At 49.8% G+C, this 18,892-nt stretch carries 20 protein-coding genes; 19 read left to right on the top strand and 1 reads right to left on the bottom strand.

From position 1 onward, the window contains the following. The first annotated feature begins 116 nt into the window (after positions 1 to 116). The 9 genes from def (at position 117) to spoVM (ending at position 9,075) form a co-directional block, all read left to right on the top strand. Positions 117 to 656: a peptide deformylase gene (def, locus tag ACRRNK_RS08320; RefSeq protein ID WP_433946274.1), complete on the top strand. Its 540-nt coding sequence runs from the start codon at positions 117 to 119 to the stop codon at positions 654 to 656. A gap of 7 nt (positions 657 to 663) precedes the next feature. Further along, on the top strand, positions 664 to 1,605 hold the full coding sequence (fmt, locus tag ACRRNK_RS08325; RefSeq protein ID WP_433946275.1) for a methionyl-tRNA formyltransferase: 942 nt from the start codon (positions 664 to 666) through the stop codon (positions 1,603 to 1,605). Then, entirely contained in the window at positions 1,602 to 3,053 is a 1,452-nt protein-coding gene (gene rsmB / locus ACRRNK_RS08330) for a 16S rRNA (cytosine(967)-C(5))-methyltransferase RsmB (protein ID WP_433946276.1), read from the top strand. Before fmt ends, rsmB begins: the two co-directional genes overlap by 4 nt. A gap of 130 nt (positions 3,054 to 3,183) precedes the next feature. Further along, positions 3,184 to 4,230 (top strand): 23S rRNA (adenine(2503)-C(2))-methyltransferase RlmN, encoded by a 1,047-nt coding sequence (gene rlmN / locus ACRRNK_RS08335; protein ID WP_433946277.1) that lies wholly within the window; start codon positions 3,184 to 3,186, stop codon positions 4,228 to 4,230. A gap of 6 nt (positions 4,231 to 4,236) precedes the next feature. Continuing rightward, a complete protein-coding gene (locus ACRRNK_RS08340) occupies positions 4,237 to 5,010 on the top strand; it encodes a Stp1/IreP family PP2C-type Ser/Thr phosphatase (RefSeq protein WP_433946278.1) in 774 nt (257 codons plus the stop codon). Next, the gene (pknB, locus tag ACRRNK_RS08345; protein WP_433946279.1) at positions 5,007 to 7,226 is read left to right on the top strand and encodes a Stk1 family PASTA domain-containing Ser/Thr kinase; all 2,220 of its coding nucleotides are present in this window, start codon (positions 5,007 to 5,009) and stop codon (positions 7,224 to 7,226) included. Before ACRRNK_RS08340 ends, pknB begins: the two co-directional genes overlap by 4 nt. 22 nt (positions 7,227 to 7,248) lie before the next feature. After that, positions 7,249 to 8,151 (top strand): ribosome small subunit-dependent GTPase A, encoded by a 903-nt coding sequence (gene rsgA / locus ACRRNK_RS08350; protein WP_433946280.1) that lies wholly within the window; start codon positions 7,249 to 7,251, stop codon positions 8,149 to 8,151. 4 nt (positions 8,152 to 8,155) lie between these two features. Next, on the top strand, positions 8,156 to 8,815 hold the full coding sequence (gene rpe / locus ACRRNK_RS08355; RefSeq protein ID WP_433946281.1) for a ribulose-phosphate 3-epimerase: 660 nt from the start codon (positions 8,156 to 8,158) through the stop codon (positions 8,813 to 8,815). Between the two features lie 179 nt (positions 8,816 to 8,994). After that, positions 8,995 to 9,075, top strand: coding sequence for a stage V sporulation protein SpoVM (gene spoVM / locus ACRRNK_RS08360; protein ID WP_036621610.1), 81 nt, complete (start codon positions 8,995 to 8,997; stop codon positions 9,073 to 9,075). A gap of 64 nt (positions 9,076 to 9,139) precedes the next feature. Here the strand turns inward: spoVM and rpmB are convergent, their stop codons facing one another. Beyond that, positions 9,140 to 9,328: a 50S ribosomal protein L28 gene (rpmB, locus tag ACRRNK_RS08365; protein WP_082926854.1), complete on the bottom strand. Its 189-nt coding sequence runs from the start codon at positions 9,326 to 9,328 to the stop codon at positions 9,140 to 9,142. A gap of 192 nt (positions 9,329 to 9,520) precedes the next feature. Here rpmB and ACRRNK_RS08370 point away from each other — a divergent pair, with 192 nt between their 5' ends. The 10 genes from ACRRNK_RS08370 (at position 9,521) to ACRRNK_RS08415 (ending at position 18,792) form a co-directional block, all read left to right on the top strand. Next, positions 9,521 to 9,880 (top strand): Asp23/Gls24 family envelope stress response protein, encoded by a 360-nt coding sequence (locus ACRRNK_RS08370; protein ID WP_127197937.1) that lies wholly within the window; start codon positions 9,521 to 9,523, stop codon positions 9,878 to 9,880. A gap of 15 nt (positions 9,881 to 9,895) precedes the next feature. After that, positions 9,896 to 11,674: a DAK2 domain-containing protein gene (locus ACRRNK_RS08375; RefSeq protein ID WP_433946282.1), complete on the top strand. Its 1,779-nt coding sequence runs from the start codon at positions 9,896 to 9,898 to the stop codon at positions 11,672 to 11,674. Positions 11,675 to 11,724: 50 nt separating this feature from the next. Further along, positions 11,725 to 12,591: a DegV family protein gene (locus ACRRNK_RS08380; RefSeq protein ID WP_433946283.1), complete on the top strand. Its 867-nt coding sequence runs from the start codon at positions 11,725 to 11,727 to the stop codon at positions 12,589 to 12,591. A gap of 15 nt (positions 12,592 to 12,606) precedes the next feature. Continuing rightward, positions 12,607 to 14,652 carry an ATP-dependent DNA helicase RecG gene (recG, locus tag ACRRNK_RS08385; RefSeq protein ID WP_433946840.1) on the top strand — a complete coding sequence of 682 codons (2,046 nt, stop codon included), beginning with the start codon at positions 12,607 to 12,609 and terminating at the stop codon, positions 14,650 to 14,652. 127 nt (positions 14,653 to 14,779) lie between these two features. Next, positions 14,780 to 15,067, top strand: coding sequence for a stage VI sporulation protein F (locus tag ACRRNK_RS08390; RefSeq protein WP_433946284.1), 288 nt, complete (start codon positions 14,780 to 14,782; stop codon positions 15,065 to 15,067). A gap of 190 nt (positions 15,068 to 15,257) precedes the next feature. Beyond that, complete coding sequence (locus ACRRNK_RS08395) at positions 15,258 to 15,440, top strand: hypothetical protein (protein ID WP_433946285.1); 183 nt, start codon at positions 15,258 to 15,260, stop codon at positions 15,438 to 15,440. 160 nt (positions 15,441 to 15,600) lie between these two features. Further along, on the top strand, positions 15,601 to 16,173 hold the full coding sequence (locus ACRRNK_RS08400) for a TetR/AcrR family transcriptional regulator (protein ID WP_433946286.1): 573 nt from the start codon (positions 15,601 to 15,603) through the stop codon (positions 16,171 to 16,173). A gap of 21 nt (positions 16,174 to 16,194) precedes the next feature. Then, positions 16,195 to 16,941 carry a type I methionyl aminopeptidase gene (gene map, locus ACRRNK_RS08405; RefSeq protein ID WP_433946287.1) on the top strand — a complete coding sequence of 249 codons (747 nt, stop codon included), beginning with the start codon at positions 16,195 to 16,197 and terminating at the stop codon, positions 16,939 to 16,941. A 211-nt stretch (positions 16,942 to 17,152) separates the two neighbouring features. Further along, on the top strand, positions 17,153 to 17,530 hold the full coding sequence (locus ACRRNK_RS08410) for a hypothetical protein (RefSeq protein ID WP_433946288.1): 378 nt from the start codon (positions 17,153 to 17,155) through the stop codon (positions 17,528 to 17,530). A 20-nt stretch (positions 17,531 to 17,550) separates the two neighbouring features. Continuing rightward, positions 17,551 to 18,792 (top strand): DNA polymerase IV, encoded by a 1,242-nt coding sequence (locus tag ACRRNK_RS08415; RefSeq protein WP_433946841.1) that lies wholly within the window; start codon positions 17,551 to 17,553, stop codon positions 18,790 to 18,792. Positions 18,793 to 18,892 lie beyond the last annotated feature (100 nt).

The following is an 18,892-nucleotide window of genomic DNA, read 5'->3' on the forward strand; positions in this document are numbered from 1 at the left end:
AAGAATGATCCGTCATCGAAGCGTGCTCCAGCGGTCAGAAGAATAATCCGTCACCGGAGCGCGCTTCCATGTACAACAATCAAGTTTTATATAGGAATGATAAAGGATGGTGCGTTATGGCGATTAGAGAGATTGTACTTGAACCGAATGAGGTGCTGCATCAGGTAGCGGAAGAAGTGAAACACATTACACCGGCAATTCACAAGCTGCTGACAGATATGGCCGATACGATGTACGAAGCGGAGGGCGTAGGACTTGCAGCTCCGCAGGTAGGTGTGCTAAAGCGGATTATTGTAATTGATGTCGGGGATGACAACGGGCTGATCGAGATGATCAATCCGGTGATCGTGGCCTCGGAAGGGGAGCAATTCGGACCTGAAGGATGTCTGAGTATCCCGGGTTATCGCGGAGATGTTCGCCGGGCGAATCAAGTGACCGTGAAAGGGTTCAATCGGAAGGGCAAAGAGATTACGATTACCGGGACCGAGCTGCTTGCCCGCGCTTTTCAACATGAGATCGATCACTTGAACGGTATTTTATATACCGAGCTGGCTGAGAATTATTATGAGATTCCGCCAGAGGAAGAAGAATTCGAAAACGAACAGGCACAAGATCAGACATCAGAGGCACAGGAACCTGACCAAGAGAAGGAGTGATGAGCGAGTGAATATCGTTTTTATGGGAACTCCTGATTTTGCTGTACCTTCTCTGGAGACACTATTAACCGAAGGGTATAACGTAGTGGCAGTAGTTACACAGCCGGACCGTCCTCAGGGCCGGAAAAAGGTCCTTACTCCTACACCCGTTAAGGAGGCGGCGCTCCGTCATGGACTGCCGGTGCTGCAGCCACAGCGGATGCGGAGTCCGGAAGCTGTGGAGGAGCTTGCCGCTTATAAGCCGGATGTGATCGTAACCGCGGCCTATGGGCAGATTCTGCCCAAAGCGGTGCTTGATCTCCCTCAATATGGCTGTCTGAACGTTCACGGTTCGCTGCTGCCGAAGTACCGGGGGGGAGCACCGATTCAGCGTTCCATCATCAATGGGGAAAAGGAGACGGGCATCACCCTCATGTATATGGCCGAAGGGCTTGATACGGGAGATATGATCGCGAAGTCAGTGGTACCGATTGAAGATGAAGATACTTCGGGTACATTATTCAAGAAGCTGAGTCTGGCAGGTGCAGCTTTACTGAAGGAACAGCTTCCCCTGGTTATCGAAGGTCGGGCCGGACGGATTCCGCAAAACGAGGAAGAGTCCACGTATGCCAAAAATCTAACCCGTGAGGATGAGCGGATTACGTGGTCGGATTCTTCCCGTGCGATCTATAATCGTGTCCGGGGGTTGGTTCCTTTTGCTGGCGGCTTCACGCTCTGGAATGGTGAGGTGTTCAAGGTGTGGGAGGTCGCACAGCCGCGTGACGGAGCATTAACTGGTGGGAACCAGGCTCCAGGTACGGTGCTTGACTTCACAGATCAAGGAATCGAGGTCAAGACCGGAGATGGTTCGGTTATTTTAACTAAAGTGCAGCCAGCCGGCAAGAAGGCGATGGAAGCAGCTGAATTTCTGCGCGGCGGGGTTCTGAAGAAAGGCGAGGTTTTCTCTTGAGCAGCTCTAATGAAAGCGGCAGGAAGGATGGTCCCGCACAGGTAAGACGAAGCGGAGGCCCTAAGTCTAAATATCATGTGAATAAAAGCTCTTCCAAGCCCGCATCAGCACGTGAGGTGGCCCTCCTGGTGCTGACCCAGGTAGAAGAGGAGGGGGCGTACAGCAACTTGCAGCTGAACGGCGCTCTACAGAGAAGCGGATTATCTGGACCTGATGCGGGCCTTGCTACTGAGCTCGTATATGGTACGATTTCTCGTTTGTCGACGATTGATTATTTTTTGGATCAATTTGTGGCCAAAGGGCTTAAGAAGCTTCAGCCTTGGGTACGGAATTTGCTTCGGCTAAGCTTCTACCAATTGCATTATCTCGACAGAATTCCATCGCATGCAGCGGTTAACGAAGCGGTAAATATTGCCAAGAAAAAGGGTCATCAGGGTATATCGGGGATGGTCAATGGCGTTCTGCGAAATGTGCTTCGTCGTAAGGAGGAGCTACGGCTCCCTGAAGGCCTTCCACCAGTAAAGCGGATTGCTCTTGAGTACGCCTATCCCGAGTGGATGGTCGGCCGCTGGATCAAGCAGTACGGTGAGCAGGAAGCTGAAGCCATCTGCCGCGCGAACAATGAACCACCATCAGTCAGTGTCCGGGTGAACCGGACGAAGATCAGCCGGGATGATCTTATGAAGGAAATGCAGGCACAGGGCCTTGATGCCCAGGCCTCTGCGGTATCGGAGGACGGCATTATTGTGCGAAGCGGTGGCAACATGGCGCTTACCGAATGGTACCGCCAAGGATATCTATCCATTCAGGATGAGAGCTCTATGCTGGTCGCGGCTGCCGTTGATCCGGCGCCTGGAATGAGAATCCTGGATTGCTGCGCAGCTCCTGGCGGCAAGTCCTGTCACATGGCAGAGAAGCTCGCTGGAGAAGGGGAGATTATTGCTAACGATGTCCATCCCCATAAGGCGAAGCTGATCGAGGACCAAGCCGCCCGGCTTGAGTTGAACACGGTTCGGACAACAACCGGGGATGCCTTGCAGCTGGCGAGCAAGTACGCGCCTGAATCCTTTGACCGGATACTTCTTGATGCCCCATGCTCGGGTCTCGGTGTGATCCGGCGGAAGCCTGATTTGAAATGGGCCAAGCAACCGGAGGATATCGATGAGATATCAGAACTCCAAATCAAGCTCCTAGATGAAGTAGCCGGATTGCTAAAACCAGGCGGTATCCTTGTCTATAGTACCTGTACGGTGGAAAAGAGAGAGAATGAGCTTGTTGTCAAGGCCTTTCTGGACAAGCATTCGGAGTTCTCCGAAGCTTCGGATCAACCTGATGGCCTGAAGCGGCTTGAAGCCGGGAAGCTTAGAGAAGGCGCCGGGATACAAATATTGCCTCAGGATTATCATTCTGACGGATTTTATATTGCCCGGCTTGTCAAACTAGGTTAATATGTCAGGAGGCATCTCCCCGCTGGAACTTTCCAGCGGGTTTTGCACTTTAGTGTGAACTGTGTTTATGATAAAATGGGAAGAATGAATATAAGCTAGTCTTTAATTTAAATAGAACAGGTGTGTGATCATGAAACCTTTTATATATGATTTTACGTTAGAAGAGCTGCAGGAATGGGCTGTATCCCAAGGTGAGCCCGCTTTCCGCGGAGGACAAATTTTTGATTGGATTTATGTGAAGCGGGTTAATTCTTTTGACGAGATGACGAACTTATCTAAGAGCCTGCGCGAGAAGCTGAATGAGAACTTCCAGTTCATTACGCTAAATGAAATCACCAAGTTCGAATCCAAGGATGGAACCGTGAAGTTCCTGTTCGGCCTTCATGATGACCATGCTATTGAGACGGTGATTATGAAGCACAACTATGGTAACAGCATCTGTGTAACTACACAGGTCGGCTGCCGTGTTGGCTGTACCTTCTGTGCTTCTACGCTTGGCGGACTGAAGCGGGATTTGACTGCGGGCGAGATTGTGGCTCAGGTTGTACGGGCCCAGCAGATTCTCGATGAACGCGGTGAACGTGTAAGCAGTATCGTTATTATGGGAACAGGCGAGCCATTCGAGAATTATGAAGCAACTATGAAATTTTTGCGCCTGATGATCCATGAGAAGGGTTTGAATATTGGACAGCGGCATATTACTGTATCAACAAGCGGTATTGTGCCTAATATATACAGATTTGCTGATGAGAATACCCAGATCAATCTGGCTATTTCCATTCACGCACCGAACGATGCCCTCCGGTCGAAGCTTATGCCGGTTAACCGGCGCTTTCCGTTCGATGATGTGATGGAGTCGCTCAGATATTACCAAGCTAAGACGGGGCGTAGAATTACTTTTGAATACGCGCTTATCGGCGGCGTGAACGATAGACCTGAGCATGCGGAGGAGCTTGCCAGTGTCCTGAAGAACATGCTCTGCCACGTCAATCTAATTCCGGTTAACTATGTACCGGAGCGCAAGTACACTCGAACTTCCAGAAATGACATATTTCAATTCCAACGCATATTGGCGGACAAGGGAATCAATGTTACGATCCGCCGGGAACAAGGTCATGATATCGCGGCAGCTTGCGGACAACTGCGGGCGAAGCATATGGAGTCTGGTGCGAGGTGAGAAGATTTGATAAAAACGGTGTATGTCAGTGATGTAGGACATGTTCGTTCTGTGAACGAAGATTCATCGTGGGTAGCTAATTTGGAGCAAGGTTTCACTTTGGGGATTGTTGCAGATGGAATGGGGGGACATCAGGCCGGAGATACAGCCAGCAGGCTTGCTGTCGAGACGATTGTATCCGATCTGAAATCCCTTCCGAGGGCAACCTCTTCGGAGCTACGCCGCGAGGCTCTCAGGAAAGCCATCCTGCATGCCAATGAAGTGGTATTCCGGGCAGCTTCGGAAAGTGTAGAATATCACAATATGGGAACCACCGTTGTAGCGATTCTTATGGATCGCCGGGAAGGCATTATCGGACATATTGGGGACAGCCGCGCTTATTTGTTCCGGCAGGGGAATATCACCCAGCTGACGGAGGATCACACCTTGGTCAATGAGCTCGTAAAAAGCCGTCAGATCAGTGAAGAAGAAGCGTACAATCACCCACGTAGAAATGTAATTACCCGGGCTCTCGGAACAGACGCACAGGTGGATGTTGATCTTATTCATGTTGTCCTGAAGGAAGGCGATATTCTCCTTCTCTGTAGTGACGGACTCAGCAGCTATGTTCCCAAACAACAGATGGCCCAGACTGTGGGACTGCCTAACGTGTCACTGAAGGATCGGGCAGACCATCTTCTTCAGCTTGCTTTGGATGTAGGCGGAGAAGATAATATTACCGTAGCTTTATTTGAAATACCGGGTACGGCAGGGTCTAGTGCAAAGGAGTGGACAACATGATCGGACACGAATTGGGCGGTCGATATCAAATCATTGAACGAATTGGCGGAGGCGGAATGGCGCTTGTGTACAAGGCACAGGATATTCTCCTTGGACGCAATGTAGCCATTAAAGTTCTGCGCCAACAATTTGTGCACGATGAGGAATTCATCCGCCGCTTCCGGCGGGAGGCGCAATCGGCTGCATCTCTGTCACATCCGAATGTTGTAAGTATTTATGATGTGGGTCAGGAAGATGACATTCATTATATTGTTATGGAATATATCGAAGGCCAGAATTTAAATGAGATTATAAAAGAACGTGCCCCACTTCAAGTGGATGAGGCCGTTCGGATTGCATCACAAATCTGCGATGCCCTGGATCATGCCCATCATAACCAAATTATTCATCGGGATATTAAGCCTCACAATATATTAATTGGCCGCAATGGCCGGGTGAAGGTTACGGATTTTGGGATCGCCCGCGCGGCGTCTTCGGCAACGATTACCCAAACTGGCTCTGTGGTAGGATCTGTACATTATTTCTCTCCAGAGCATGCTAAGGGCGTTGTGACAGGTGAAAAATCGGACCTATATTCACTTGGGATTGTGCTGTACGAGATGCTGACCTCCAAGCTTCCTTTTCTGGGCGAAAGTCCAATCAGCGTGGCTTTGAAGCATCTCCAGGATGATTTTGAAGAGCCGCGGCTTGTTAACCCGCTTATTCCACAAAGTGTGGAGAATGTCATCCTGAAGTCGATGCGTAAGAACCCGAGTGAGCGGTATCAATCGGCCAAGGAGATGCTTCGGGATTTGGAGACCTGCCTTCTTCCGGAGAGACGAACAGAATCCAAGATCATTTTTGATGATTTGGATGATGCTGACAAGACACGGGTTATTCCGGCTATTAAGCCCCCGGTTCAAAGACCGGCAGCTGGAAGAACCTCCCGAGTCGAAGAAGACAATCCACCTGCCAAGCCTCCTGCTGGGAAGAAGAAAGCATGGGTGAAACCAACCTTGTGGATCGGCATCACGCTGCTTGTTATTTTATTCATGCTTGGAGTTGCCTGGTATGTCAATGAAAGTCTTAATAAGCCTAATGTGAAGGTACCTCAGGTAATTAACCTGCAGGAAGATGTGGCTAGGGCGGAACTCGCCAAGGTTGGCCTCACGGTTCAGGAGCCGATTACAAGGCAGTACAAGGAAGGCTTTGCGGCAGGAGTAGTCTATGAGCAGAGCAAGCCGGAAGGGACAGAGGTCAAACAAGGCTCAGCCATTGCCTTGACGGTGAGCGTGGATAAGCCGCTCAAGAAAGTACCTGACCTAAGCGGACTGTCCTATGAGGATGCAAGTAAGAAGCTGATCGACGAGTTCCAAATGAAGGGTGATCAGATTACCCGCAAAGATGATTATAGTGAAGCTGATCCCGGGAAAGTTACAGGTCAGAGCCTGGCTGCCGGTTCGGACTTCGATCCTGCAACTGCTACGATTGAGCTTACAGTAAGTAAAGGACAAGAAAAGGTTAGTATGCCTGATCTTACGGGTCTTACTCAGCAGCAGGCAGAAGCGAAGCTTAAGGAATATGGATTAAAGCTGGCTAAAGACGGAATTGTTCAGGAATCCAGTTATAAGGTTGAACAAGGCCTGGTATTCAATCAGCACCCATATGCTCCTAAGGAGCAGGTATCACCGGGTGAAGAGATCACGATATTCGTAAGTTCGGGGTATCCGCCTGAAGCGATTAAGTTCACTTATGATGTCCCTGTTGCACCTAAGACGGAGGGCAAGAACAGCAAAATTCGCCTTGTGTATACGGATGCCCGCGGAGAGAATCGGGAAGCCGGTGTGAAGACTATTAAAACGGCTCAGACCATCCCGGTTGACCTTGTGCTTGCACCTACTAAAGATGGGGCCATTCTGGTCTACCAGGATGGTAAATACCTGGATACACTCCCGGTATCCTATATTGATGCGAAGCAGGGAACCGTGCCTGTACCGAGTACGCCAATCGGACAGCAGCCGGCGGATAATGTACCTGCGGATTCTCAGCAGCAAGATCCTGCTAATAGTGGAGATAATAGTTCTGGAGATTCGGCTTCTATTAACGGTGAATACAGCGGTGCAACAGAACGTTATGCTTCGGCATCTTCTGCTAATGCTAAGCAGGTCAAAGACGCCCAAAAGGAAGCACAGAAAGCCGAGAAAAAGAAGAAAAAGGATCAGGAAAAGGGCAGATAAACATGGAAGTGAGGCTGCATACATGCCTGAAGGCTTAATTGTTAAGGCTTTAAGCGGATATTATTATGTGAAAGAGACTGGCGGTGAACCGGGTGAACCGGTTCAGTGCCGGGGCCGGGGGGTTTTTAAGAAGAGAGGAATTACTCCACTTGTAGGCGACAGGGTTATTTTCGAGCCTACGGAGAATGGAGAAGGGACGGTTACAGAGATTCTGCCGCGAGTGTCGGAGCTTATTCGTCCGCCGGTGGCTAATGCCCGTCTGGCAGTGCTGCTGTTCTCTCTTCGTGAACCCGATATGAATCTTCAACTGCTGGACAAGTTCCTGGTCCACATTGAGAATGAGGGTCTTCAGACGCTTATTTGTCTAACCAAACGTGATCTTCTTGATGATTCGGATACATCCGATGAATTGACCAAGCAGGTTAGTGATTTATACAGTTCTATCGGCTATGAAGTTATTGTCACCAGTTCACATACGGGAGCAGGCACGGAAGAAGTGCTGAAGCGGCTTGCTGGAGAGATCAGTGTCTTCTCGGGACAATCTGGGGTAGGCAAGTCCTCGCTGCTGAATGCCATGCTGCCTGGTCTAGGTCTTGAGACAAGCGCAATCAGCCTGCGTCTTGGCAGAGGTAAGCATACCACCCGTCATGTCGAGCTTATCGAGCTTGAAAATGGGGGTTACGTTGCGGATACTCCAGGATTCAGCCAGCTGGATTTCCTGGAACTAGGAGTAGACCAGTTATCCGAATGCTTCCGTGAGTTTGTTCCTTATGCCTCGGAATGTAAATTCCGCGGCTGCAGTCATCTTCATGAGCCCGGCTGCCAGGTTCGTGCGGCCTTGGAGGATGGGAAGATTGCCGCCAGCCGATACGAGCACTATGTGCAGTTCTATGAGGAAATGAAAGATAAGAAACGGAGGTACTAATCAAATGATCAACATAGCACCGTCAATTTTATCCGCGGATTTCGCTAAATTGGGTGAGGAAATTGCTGAAGTAGAACAAGCGGGGGCTGAGTGGCTTCATGTGGATGTTATGGACGGGCATTTCGTCCCTAACATTACATTAGGTCCGCTGGTTGTGGAGGCTATCAAGCCTCATACCAACCTTTTTATGGATGTACACCTGATGATTGAAAATCCGGATGCTTACATACCCGCTTTTGCCAAAGCAGGTGCTGATCTGATTACCGTGCATGCTGAAGCTTGTGTTCATCTGCATCGGGTGATCCATCTGGTCAAGGAGCAGGGAGTTAAGGTAGGGGTCGCAATTAACCCGGGAACACCGGTATCGGTCTTGTCTGAAGTGATCGAGGATCTTGACCTCGTGCTTGTCATGACTGTGAATCCGGGATTTGGCGGACAATCTTTCATTTCGAGTACGGTTCGCAAAATCCGCGAGCTGAACGAATTGAAGAAGCAGAAAGGGCTAAATGACCTGCTTATCGAGGTAGACGGCGGGATTACCGCTCAGACCGCGCCGCTCGTCGTAGAGGCTGGTGCAGAGGTTCTGGTCGCTGGAAGTGCTGTATTCGGCCGTGCTGATCGTGCTGGAGCCATTGCCGAAATCCGTAACAGTGTAAGAGCTTAAATAAAAAATGGGGACGACCCTCCGCCTGCTTTAATGGAATAGGGCAGGCGCAAGGCGCATACAATTGTGTTACATGAGCTAAGGTTCTCATGTAACCTTTTTTTTGTGAATAGAGCACACATGATGTGGGTTCGAGTCATAGAATAAAGTAAGCATGGGAAGTATGGGGAGGGTGAATAATGAAGTTTTACACATTTAAGTTGCCTAAGTTTTTGGGAGGTTTTGTGAAGGCCGTTCTGAATACATTTCATAAGAACTAAAAAAGACATTAAAAAAGCACCTCTTATGAAAAAGGTGCTTTTTGTCTATATGCCTGGTTGAAGATTACACACGGGTAACTTTACCGGATTTCAAAGCGCGAGTGCTGACATAAACGCGTTTTGGTTTACCGTTTACCAGAATGCGGACCTTTTGGACGTTAACGCCCCAAGTACGGCGGTTACGGTTGTTAGCGTGAGATACATGGTTACCTGTGCTAGGCTTTTTGCCTGTTACATAACATTTACGTGACACGAAATTACACCTCCTTGTTCCAATACACCTGCATAAAACAATACTCGAATATCATATCACAGCAAAAAAAGCTTCGTCAACCGATTAGCTAACTTTATTTGTGGGGCCCGGTTCTTCTTTTATTTATTTCTCCTTCTTCTTATAGTACAATGTTGAGTAGTCCATAATATTTTTAAGGGGGGAGTGAAGGAAGTGGCTATTGAACTGAATACCGAATATGGACAAATTGATATCTCGGATGAAGCGGTAGCGGTAATTGCCGGATCAGCCGCCATGGAATGTTATGGACTTGTGGGGATGGCAAGCCGGAAGCAATTTAAAGACGGTATTGCAGAACTGCTTGGGCGGGAGAATCTTACCCGCGGAGTAGAAGTGAAACCTGATAACAATAGAATCGTAATTAATCTATATATTATAGTCATTTATGGGATCAAGATATCCGAGGTGGCCCATAACATCCAACAAAGAGTTAAATACGTATTGAACGATATAGTAGGACTTCAAGTTGATGAAGTGAATATTGTAGTCCAGGGCGTACGTGTATCAAGTTAGGAAGGGGATTTGTCATTGAGTAAGCGTTCTCTAAATGGAACAGATTTTACAGCTATGGTATTAGCCGGAGCGGCTCAGCTTCAGCAGCATGCGGAACACGTGAATTCCCTTAATGTGTTCCCGGTTCCGGATGGGGATACCGGTACAAATATGAATCTTACGATGACTGCAGGTGTAGCGGAGCTAACCCGCAGCGGCAGTGGTGGCGTTGGCAGCCGTGCAGCCGTGTTGTCTAAGGGACTACTGATGGGAGCACGCGGGAACTCGGGAGTAATCCTGTCACAGTTATTCCGTGGATTTAGCCGTTATTCGGCTTCTTATGAAGAATTGAATACGGTTCAATTCGCTTCGGCACTGCAAAGCGGTGTAGATACCGCGTATAAGGCTGTTGTGAAGCCAGTGGAAGGAACCATCCTTACGGTGGCTAAGGAAGCGGCTAAACATGCCGTCCATTATGCCCGGCGCACATCGGACATTCTGGAGCTTATGACAGAAGTTCTTGCCAAGGCAAAAGAAGCTCTTGCCCATACACCTGAACAGCTGCCTGTATTGAAGCAGGTGGGTGTAGTAGATTCCGGTGGACAGGGTCTTGTGTACATTTATCAAGGGTTCTTTGATTATTTGTCCAGCAACACGGAGGCCTCGGCGCCTGTCACCCAAGCACGCGGACAAGCGTCCAGCTCTCAGGCTCGTACGGAAGGCTATTCTGACTTCAAGTCAGTTCCTGAAGTGCCTGTATCCGCACAATCCCGCCTTGAGACAGAGGATATCGAGTTCTTGTATGACATGGAATTCTTCATTAACCGTCAGCTGGGTGAAGGAAAAGGCACTGCGTTTGATGAGGATCAGTTCCGCAAGGCTTTGGGTGTAAACGGAGACTCTATCATCGTTATTGCTGACGATGAAGTCATCAAGGTTCATGTTCATTCCAAAGCTCCAGGTGAAGTTCTTAATTTGGCTCTCCGGTATGGAGAGATTACCCAGATTCATATTTTGAATATGAGAGAGCAGCACCGGGATTTGTTGTCTGCAGGCATGGATATTGCTCCGTCGCCCGAGGTTTTCGCCGATATTCCAGCTGAGAAGGCTTGGGTAGCAGACCCGGCTGTACTGCCGGCTGACGAAATGGCGCCTTATGGATTTATCGCGGTGGCTTCAGGCCAGGGAATCGCGGATATTTTTACAAGCCTTGGGGTGGATGCCGTACTGTCCGGAGGACAGACGATGAATCCAAGCACGGAGGATTTCGTCAATGCTATTAATTCGATCTCTGCCCAGCATGTATTTGTACTCCCTAATAACTCCAATATCGTTCTTGCCGCACAGCAGGCTCGTGATCTGCTCGAAGGGGAGCGAAGTGTTACGGTTATTCCAAGCAAAAGTATTCCTCAGGGAATTGCGGCAGCATTCGCTTTCCAGGAAGAGGAGAGCATCCAGATTAACACGGACAGTATGCTTGCCGCGGTGGGCCATGTGAAGACCGGCCAGGTTACTTATGCGGTTCGTGATACTCATTTTGATGATTTGGAGATTAAAGCGGGTCATTATATAGGTATTGAAGATTCCAAAATTGTGTCCACAGAAGAGGGCCTTCTTCAGACGTGTGAGTCACTTCTCCAAAAGATGCTCGTAAGCGGCGATGAAATCTTAACGATCTTGACCGGTGAAGAGGCAAGCAAGGACGATACTCTGCTTCTGCTCAATTGGCTGAAGGAGAATTATCCTGACGCTGAAGTGGAAATTCACGAGGGCGGTCAGCCGATCTATTATTATTTATTCTCTGTAGAATCCTGATTTGATTGTTGGGAGAATGTTCAGAGGACGGGGATGGAGGCTATTTCTGAATGAATCATATTATTATTGTTACCGACAGTACCGCGGATATTCCGCAGAAGACGGTTGCAGAGTACGGCATTCATGTCATCCCAATGACGGTGAACTTTAAAGAGCAATCCTTTGTAGAAGGAGTCGACATTACGCCGGCTGAATTCTATGACAGATTAACGAAGTCACCAGAGCTCCCTACAACTTCCCAGACGTCTCCTTCCCAGTACGTAAATGTATATCAAGGTTTGCTGGATCAGTACCCGGGTGCTTCTATTATTTCTATTCATATTTCTTCGGGGATGAGCGGCACTTTTCAATCCGCGCTTTTGGCTAAATCCATGATGGAAGAAGAGGGCACTATAGCGGACATCACGATCATTGATTCCCGTTGTGCCTCGTATGGATTCGGGCTTCAGGTCGTTGCTGCAGCAAGACTTGCAGCTAATGGCGCTTCGGTTCAAGAAATTGTAGATGAGGTAGAGCGGCTTCGTCAGGTTCGAAGATTGTATTTCCTGGTGGATACGCTGGAATACCTGCAGAAAGGCGGGCGTATTCGCAGGGGAGCGGCTATTATAGGTACTGTCCTGAATGTGAAACCGATTCTCTCTGTGGATGAGGAAGGCGTAATTTATCCGGTAGATAAGGCGCGGGGACGCAAGAAGGCGGTGTCGCGTATTGTGGAGCTGTTCCGGAAGGATTTTGGTGAGCATAAGGACCTGAATATCGCAGTCTGTGACGGGGTGAACCCGGAGACGGCAGAAGATATCATGCAGGAAATGTCACAGCATTTCACGCTGCATGAAGTGGTGCGGACGGATATTGGCGCAGTTGTAGGAACCCATGTGGGTCCGGGGATTGTGGCGGTATTCGTCTGGCCGGCATAAAGTGAGGGATTGAATATGGATATCAGTACGATATCCGTGAAGCAGGTCAGCGGCGTGAGTGCTCTCAAAGAGGGGGAGCTTCACGCCTTTGGCGTCTTTACGGTACAAGATTTACTTGAATATTATCCGTTCCGTTATGAAGATTACCGCCTTCGTTCGTTGAGTGAAGTGAAGGATGGGGAGAAGGTAACGGTACAGGCTAAGATTATGGGACTTCCCGTACTTCAGCGTTATGGTAAAAAGTCCAGACTGACCTGTAAAGTGATGGCTGACGATTGGATGTTCACGGCGACGTGGTTCAATCGGCATTTCCTGAAGGATCAGCTTACGCCTGGCCGGGAGATTACACTGACAGGCAAATGGGACCAGCGCCGCGCACAGATGACAGTCTCGGAATCGGAATTCCCGGATAAGGGTGTGATCCGAAGCGGAAGCTTGCAGCCGGTCTATTCCGTCGGTGGCAACATTACACAGGCCTGGATGCGCAAGACAGTAGGACAAGCTCTGACCCAGTTCGGGGAGATGATCCCTGAGATTCTGCCGGAGGACCTTATCCGTAAGTATGAGCTTATGCCGCGAAAGCATGCAATTCTTCGTATTCATCAGCCACAGGACAGCAGTGAAGGACAGGAGGCCCGCAAGCGGATGGTGTACGAAGAGCTATTCCTCTTCCAGCTGAAGCTTCAAGCTTACCGGGCCATGAATCACGAACGGATGGATGGCGTTCAGCACACCGTAGATAACGCCACGGTCAGAGAGTTCGTCCGAAGTCTTCCATTTGAATTGACGGATGCCCAGAAGAAAGTGGAGCTGGAGATTCTGAAGGATATGCGCTCTCCTTTCTGTATGAACCGTCTGCTGCAGGGGGATGTTGGCTCCGGCAAGACCGTGATTGCAGCGATTGCGCTGTACGCTGCTGTGAAGTCTGGATGCCAAGGCGCCTTCATGGTCCCGACTGAAATTCTGGCTGAGCAGCATGTGAGGTCGCTTACGAAGCTGTTCGAACCGTTCGGTATTACCGTAGGTCTTCTTACGGGAAGTGTGACGGGACGACGTCGTAAAGATCTGCTCGCTTCTCTGCAGATGGGCCTGATTGATGTGGTCGTGGGCACCCATGCTCTGATTCAGGAGGAAGTGTATTTCCGGAGCTTAAGTCTTGTTGTTACAGACGAGCAGCATCGGTTCGGTGTGAATCAGCGCAGCATTCTGCGGCGAAAGGGCTTCAACCCGGATGTCCTGACGATGACGGCTACGCCGATTCCCCGCACGCTGGCCATTACGGCTTTTGGCGATATGGATGTGTCGACGCTGTCTGAGCGGCCCAAAGGAAGAAAGCCTATTTCTTCTTACTGGGTCAAGCACGACAAGATGGATCGGGTGCTTGGGTTCATCTCGCGTGAGATCGGGCAGGGACGTCAGGCTTACCTGATCTGCCCGCTGATTGAGGAGTCCGAGAAGCTGGATGTGCAGAATGCCATCGACCTCTATGTGTCGATGTCGCAGGCCTTTCCAGACTTCAAGGTGGGTCTGCTGCACGGCCGAATGACGGCGGCCGAGAAGGAAGAAGTGATGCGCGAGTTCTATGCGAACGAGGTGCAGCTCCTCGTCTCGACGACCGTGGTCGAGGTCGGCGTAGACGTGCCTAACGCCACACTGATGATTATTATGGACGCCGACCGGTTCGGCTTGTCCCAGCTTCATCAGCTTCGTGGGCGGGTTGGCCGGGGGGAGCACGCTTCCTACTGCGTGCTCATCGCGGATCCGAAGTCGGAGGTGGGTCAGGAGCGGATGAAGGTCATGACCGATACGGACGACGGCTTCGAGGTGGCGCGGCGGGACTTGGAGCTTCGCGGTCCCGGGGATTTCTTCGGCACGAAGCAGAGCGGCGTGCCGGAGTTCCGAATCGCGGACATGGTCAGCGATTTCGCAGTGCTTGAGGCGGCGAGAGAGGATGCCGCCTCGCTGGTGGGCGAAGAGGCATTCTGGACTTCGCCCGCGTACAGCCCGCTGCGGCATTATTTGCAGCGGGAGCAGATTTTGCAAGGTGAGCTGATCGATTAGTATTTTTTGATGGCTGATCTTAAATGAATTCTTTTTCATGTTACCTTCGGTTCCATTTTTTTATGCACTATATGCTCTCCTGCCGTCATATATTAGAACATTGACGTACGGGAGGTGAGAAGCAGCTTTGAATTATCAGCAGTTTGGAATCAGCCCGCAGCTTGTGGAACGGGTTAAGCTCAAGATGAAGAACAAGGCCGTCAAGGATCGTGTGAAGCAGTTAACGGAGAACCTTACCAAGGGAGACTTGCAGGACCCGTCTAAAGTACACAGGCTGGTGAAATCCGCTGCGGTGATCCTGAATGAGAGACTGTCTGCAACTCAGGAGCAGCAAATGGTTCAGTTCGTCATCACTCAGAAAATTGACCCGAAAAATACATTTCATCTGATTAAGCTGTGGGGAATGTTCAGGTAACTTCGTAAGTGCTCTAACGCTTCAAGCTGATATCCGGTTGTGCCGGTGTCAGCTTGTTTTGTTATGGATTGGTTAGAATAGGCGGGCTATCGACAACAGTTTATCAAGCGGCGAATAGTCTGAACGGTGTACTGAAACAATAGAACATGAACTACGTTCACTAATCGCTATAAAAGGAGGAGTCTTTAAAATGAGTTCGAGTTCGATTCATCCTGATAAGAACCTGATCAACACGGTAAAAGATCTGGAAGCCACGCCAGTAACGAGTCAGCAAGCCCAGCAGTTCCAGCAGCAGAAAAATGACAGACGGAAAGAAGCACTCAAGACGGATAATGAAAAATTCCAAAAAACAGAGCAGAATACTTATAAGTAACTCTCAGGGCCCGGTACGATATTGCCGGGCTTGCTTTGTCCTTTTTATTAGGTGAACAGGTGTTTTAGGGAACTCTCTTTGCTGATTGCTTTTTTGTTCAATAAGGTGTAGCTTTATATTGACATGTCAGTAGGTCAAAAAAAGAAAGGGGGATGACCACTTGACTCCTCGCACCAAAGAACAAAATGAAGCGATCCGCACCCGCCGGATGGAACAGATTATGAGGGCTGCTGCCGAGACCTATGTGCTCAAAGGGATTAATATGGAAATGCGCGATGTGGCCGCAGCAGCGGATCTCGGTTATGGCACGGTATATCACTATTATAAGAATAAGTTTGATTTATTATCTGATCTTCTTAACATGGCCCTGGATGAGGCTGAGGAGATGGGGCTGAACTATCTGACCAAGGGCCGTCCTGTCAAAGACTATGGCATAGCTCTGCTGCGAAGGTGGATTAAGGATCCGTCCCTTTTTGTTCTTTATAAGCTCGCATGCGAGCATTTTCGGGAGCTCCCTGAACAGGAAGCGAAAGTATTTATGGAAAGGTTCAGGCAGAGTGTAATTACTCCTTTGGGTGAAGTGCTCAGAACTGCATCCGGGGATTCGCGTTCAGACGAGTCTGCCTTTCTGATTATTGGCGGTTTGGTGGGCTGTGCAGGTCTATCGGTGTACCGCCGTTCAGCTGAGATGAATGAACATGAAATTGTGAAGCTGCTGCTTGGCAGTCTTTAGAGTGAGAGGAGCCGTATAACTATGATTATTTTGAAATCAGGACAAGAAATTGAGGCTATGAGAAGGGCCAGTGAAATTGTGGCCGACTGCCACCGTGAAATCGCAAAGCTGATCGCGCCTGGGATTACTACATTGGAGATTAATGATTTCGTGGCTAATCATATTATCAAGCTCGGAGGGAAGCAGTTTACCAAAGGGTATAATGGATTTCCTGCGGAGACCTGTGCTTCCATCAATGATGTGGTCGCCCATGGCTTCCCGGGCAGGACGCCACTGAAGGAAGGCGATATCGCCAAGATTGATATCGTGGTGGAGTGTGACGGCTGGTTCGGTGATTCGGCTTGGTGTTATGAAGTGGGTCAGGTAAGTGAACCTGCCCAGAAGCTGATGCGGGTCACACGGGAATGTCTGTATCTGGGCATTGAGCAGGCTGTTCCGGGCAACCGGCTGGGGGATGTAGTGTCCGCCATTCAGAAGCATGCGGAGAATAACGGCTTCTCGGTTGTGCGGGATCTGCTGGGACACGGCATTGGCCGCTCCCTGCATGAAGAGCCTAACTACGAGCATGTGGGTGTAGCCGGGAAGGGAGTCCGCTTGAAGGAAGGTATGGTATTTACAATTGAACCGATGATTAATGAAGGTACGCACCGTATCAGCATCGACAATGACGGCTGGACAGCCCGGACGGCCGATGGGAAGCTCTCTGCCCAGTATGAGCATACGGTCGCAATTACCGCGGACGGACCGATTATTTTGACAGAACAATAAGTCCCATCCATTAAAGCCTATTCGAGGTCGATTCCCCAGTAATAACCTGTTGTCAAAGCGAATATTTGTTCGTATTATGAATATGATAAGAACAAACGTTCTGATAGTGGGTGAGTGTAATGAGGGTATTCTGGCTCAGGAATGGGATTATCCTTAATAAGATTGAAGATGCACACGGAAATCCGGTCTCAGCGCGAAGAAGGAATCTTACATGAAGCAGGTGCCTTACCGGACTGAGGAGGAGGCAGGATGGGTTAAGGAATTTCTTTTACTGCCGCTGATTCTCGATTTAATGGAGAAGGATTTGATGCTGGTCTCATCGGGTTCTAGCCCTTTGAAGCTGCCTGAGCTTTATATGGCTGTGCTGCGCGAGTTGCAGTCCCGGATTACCCGGGAGCTGGGCCAGATCCGGCAGCAGATGCGCCGGCATGGAATCAAGGTATATGAGCAGCATCGTACAGGGGCCGGGCTCGAAGCACGTTATTTGTGCCGGGGTTACCAATATGAATTCTCCATGCTGTGGAGCTTCGCCCGGGCGGAGATCGATAGACGCGTAACCTTCTATCTGGGAGAGGTGGTGCTCAAGTGAAATCAGCGGAGAGGGCCATTATGCTTGGAGACTGTCAATCCTTTTACGCTAGTGTGGAGAAAGCCGATCATCCTGCTTACAAGGATCTTCCTCTTGTTGTTGCAGGCGATCCGGCCCGCAGGTCGGGGATCATTTTGGCGGCCTGCCCCCTTGCCAAGAGCTACGGAATAACTACAGCGGAGCGGCTTGGAGAGGCGCTTACAAAATGCCCGGACGTAGTCGTGGTTAAGCCCCGGATGCAGATGTACATCGATATTTCCCTTAAGATCACAAAGATCTATGAACAGTATACCGACCTGGTTGAGATTTTCTCCATTGATGAGCAGTTTTTGGATGTGACGGGCAGTCTCAATATTTTTGGCGATCCCTATACGATTGCGAGGACGATCCAGCAGAAGGTGCTTGATGAGACCGGAGTCAGGGTGCGCTTTGGGATCAGCTCAAATAAGATGCTAGCCAAGGCGGCAACGGATATTTGGGCGAAGAAAAATGCCGAAGGCATCTACATTCTGAATAAGTCAGAGCTGGCCGAGACCCTATGGAAGCAGCCAGTGGACAAAATGTTCGGGGTTGGGTCCCGCATGCGGAACCATTTCTTAAGCCTAGGGATGTATACGATTGGCGATGTGGCCAGAACGCCGCTGCCCCGGCTTAAGGAGAAGTTCCGGGCCCGGTTCGGCAAGCAAAGCGATATCCAGGCCGAGGTGATGTGGAGAACAGCTAACGGGATGGACGATTCTCCCGTGACTCCGGCCACGTTTAATACACCGCCCAAGTCGGTCGGTCATATGATGACCCTTCCCCAGGATTACACGGATGAGGAACAGATTAATACGGTACTTCTGGAAATTACGGAGGAGGTCTGCAGAGACTGCCGCCGAAAAGGATACATGGGTCAGGTCGTATCCGTAGGCTGTATGTGCAGTCCTTACGAGACCCGGGCCGGCTTCTCACGCCAGATGAAGATCCCGGACCCGACGAATGATACGAACACCGTATTTCGTGCGGCCAAAGCCTTGTTCTATCGGCATTGGGATCGTATGCCGGTGCGTCAGATCGGAGTAACGCTCAGCCAACTGGTCAATGATGAAGAATACCAACTGACCCTGTTCGACGATCTGGCCAAATCCCAGGCTTTGAACAAGGCTACGGATTTGATCAAAGACAGGTATGGCAGCGCGGCTATTGTAAGAGCCGCATCCCTGACCTCATCCGGCCAAGCGCTTGAAAGGTCACGAAAAATTGGAGGTCATTACAAATGACAGCTCTCCTAATGATACAGGGGTATCTTTACGGTCATCCGTAGGGATACCCCTGATTCACGTCAGAATTGTGTAACATAACGGCTTGATAATATTAGTA

It is taken from the genome of Paenibacillus sp. SN-8-1, assembly GCF_050995535.1.
GTDB lineage: Bacteria > Bacillota > Bacilli > Paenibacillales > Paenibacillaceae > Fontibacillus.

Coding starts and splice junctions, on each gene's coding strand:
- ACRRNK_RS08395 (WP_433946285.1), top strand. CDS start 15,258: ATGAGTTCGAGTTCGATTCATCCTGATAAGAACCTGATCAACACGGTA.
- map (WP_433946287.1), top strand. CDS start 16,195: ATGATTATTTTGAAATCAGGACAAGAAATTGAGGCTATGAGAAGGGCC.
- pknB (WP_433946279.1), top strand. CDS start 5,007: ATGATCGGACACGAATTGGGCGGTCGATATCAAATCATTGAACGAATT.
- rlmN (WP_433946277.1), top strand. CDS start 3,184: ATGAAACCTTTTATATATGATTTTACGTTAGAAGAGCTGCAGGAATGG.
- ACRRNK_RS08410 (WP_433946288.1), top strand. CDS start 17,153: ATGAAGCAGGTGCCTTACCGGACTGAGGAGGAGGCAGGATGGGTTAAG.
- recG (WP_433946840.1), top strand. CDS start 12,607: ATGGATATCAGTACGATATCCGTGAAGCAGGTCAGCGGCGTGAGTGCT.
- ACRRNK_RS08415 (WP_433946841.1), top strand. CDS start 17,551: ATGCTTGGAGACTGTCAATCCTTTTACGCTAGTGTGGAGAAAGCCGAT.
- rsgA (WP_433946280.1), top strand. CDS start 7,249: ATGCCTGAAGGCTTAATTGTTAAGGCTTTAAGCGGATATTATTATGTG.
- rpe (WP_433946281.1), top strand. CDS start 8,156: ATGATCAACATAGCACCGTCAATTTTATCCGCGGATTTCGCTAAATTG.
- spoVM (WP_036621610.1), top strand. CDS start 8,995: ATGAAGTTTTACACATTTAAGTTGCCTAAGTTTTTGGGAGGTTTTGTG.
- def (WP_433946274.1), top strand. CDS start 117: ATGGCGATTAGAGAGATTGTACTTGAACCGAATGAGGTGCTGCATCAG.
- ACRRNK_RS08380 (WP_433946283.1), top strand. CDS start 11,725: ATGAATCATATTATTATTGTTACCGACAGTACCGCGGATATTCCGCAG.